Here is a 1667-nt window from a genome sequence, read left to right as displayed (position 1 = left end):
CGGCGTTTTTCAAGGTAGTTGTCGCGTCAACCGTCTAACTATGCTGCTTTTTTCTCAACGTTTTGCTCTCGATCCGGGTTTAACAGCACGGTGCCGATCGGTTCCCAGTTGCGTGTCTCCCTCGACCACCGCTCTGGCCTTTTCTCTCTGGCTTGCTCGTACAGCTCATGTCGCCTGGCCAGGATCTGATGGTCCAGCCCTCGATGCCGCTCAGTCGGTGTCACGAAACGTATCCGGCTGTGCCGATGATCATTGTTGTACCAACGCATGAAATCCCTCACCCAGAGGCGTGCCGCGTCAAGGCTGGCAAACCCGTCCTGCGGCCATTGCGGGCAGTATTTCAGTGTCCTGAACAGCGACTCCGAGTAAGGATTGTCGTTGCTGACACGCGGTCGCCCACGCGACGGGGTGATGCCCAGTTCATACATCTTGCTTAACAACGTCACCGATTTCATCGGCGCACCGTTGTCCGAGTGCAGCACCAGCGGCTCGTGCAAACACTGCTCGCCTATCACGCTGCGTTGCAGCAGGGCGGCGGCTTTCTCGCCGCTTTCCATCTCGTAAACTTCCCAGCCAACGGCCTTGCGGCTGTAAATATCCTCGATCAAATAGAGGTAATAATACTTGCCCCTTATCGGTGACGGCAGGTACGTAATGTCCCACGACCACACCTGATTCGGCGCTTTGGCTGCATGTGTCGTCGGTGCCGCATATCGTCTGGGACGCTGACTGCGCCCTCGACGCTGTTGTTGACCTGCGGCCCGCAAGACGCGATAAAACGTGGCCTCCGACGCCAGATAACACCCTTGATCGGCCAGCCGTGGCACGATCTGGCTGGGCGGCAGGTGAGCGTACTCAGGGCTGTTGCACAGTGTGATAATAGCTTGGCGCTCAACGTCGCTCAGTGCATTGGACGGAGTCGGCCGCGTGACCGTTGTGCGGGCATCAGCCTTGAAAACGTCTGTCTGCGTCCATCGCTGCAAGGTACGCAATGACAGGTCGATTTCCTGGCAGGCCCTTGCTTTTCGGGCTCCCTCTGCAACAGCGGTATTTAGCCAGTCAATCAGTAACAGGCGCTCAGGCAAGGACGTCAGTTGTCCTCGTCGACGGTCCCCCAGTAGTCGTTGAGCTTTTTTCGCAGCACCAACAACGCCGCGGTTTCAGCGAGCGCCTTGTCTTTGCGGCGCAGTTCGCGCTCAAGTTCCTGTATGCGTTTCTTGTCTTTGCGAGATTGCTCACGGTCTTCTTTTTGCTGGGTCTTTTCCGGCTTCTGGCCCGTGATGAACGAGTGTCGCCACGCGTTGATCTGCTCGGGATAAAGGCCTTTGCGGCGACAATACTCGCTCAGGTCGATCTCGGATAAACCGGCGGCTTCGAGCACAACAGCAAACCTGGCTTCGGCTGACCATTTTTCGGTCAGGGGAGTATTTTCAGACACTTCGTTTCCTTCATAACTGAGCTGCTTGCGCCAGTTGGACAAAGACATTTCACTGACCCCTTCGCGGCGGGAAACCTCGGCCATCGACAGGTTCAGCGGGGGGAGCAGCATCTTGAGTAATGCAGCTCTGCGTTCAGGCGAATAGTACGGCACGATCAGTCTCTTTCCGCCCCCGGTCATGCTTTTTTAGGAAAAACCGGAGAGGCGACAACTATCCTGACACCGGGGG

At 56.9% G+C, this 1667-nt stretch carries 1 protein-coding gene; it reads right to left on the bottom strand.

Going from position 1 to position 1667, the window contains the following annotated elements; all coding sequences use genetic code 11:
- Positions 1–38: 38 nt before the first annotated feature.
- Positions 39–1618, bottom strand: a protein-coding gene (locus HMPREF3120_RS11700) for an IS3-like element ISPsy31 family transposase (protein WP_085991147.1) whose coding sequence is annotated in 2 segments (ribosomal slippage) — positions 39–1129 and positions 1129–1618 — 1581 coding nt in all. Because the reading frame shifts where the segments join, the coding sequence is not laid out codon by codon here.
- Between the last annotated feature and the right edge of the window lie 49 nt (positions 1619–1667).

It is taken from the genome of Corynebacterium sp. HMSC11D10 (assembly GCF_001806995.1).
Classification (GTDB): domain Bacteria; phylum Actinomycetota; class Actinomycetes; order Mycobacteriales; family Mycobacteriaceae; genus Corynebacterium; species Corynebacterium coyleae.
Note: the sequence above shows the minus strand (reverse complement) of the source record. Positions and strands in the feature narration are given on the sequence as shown.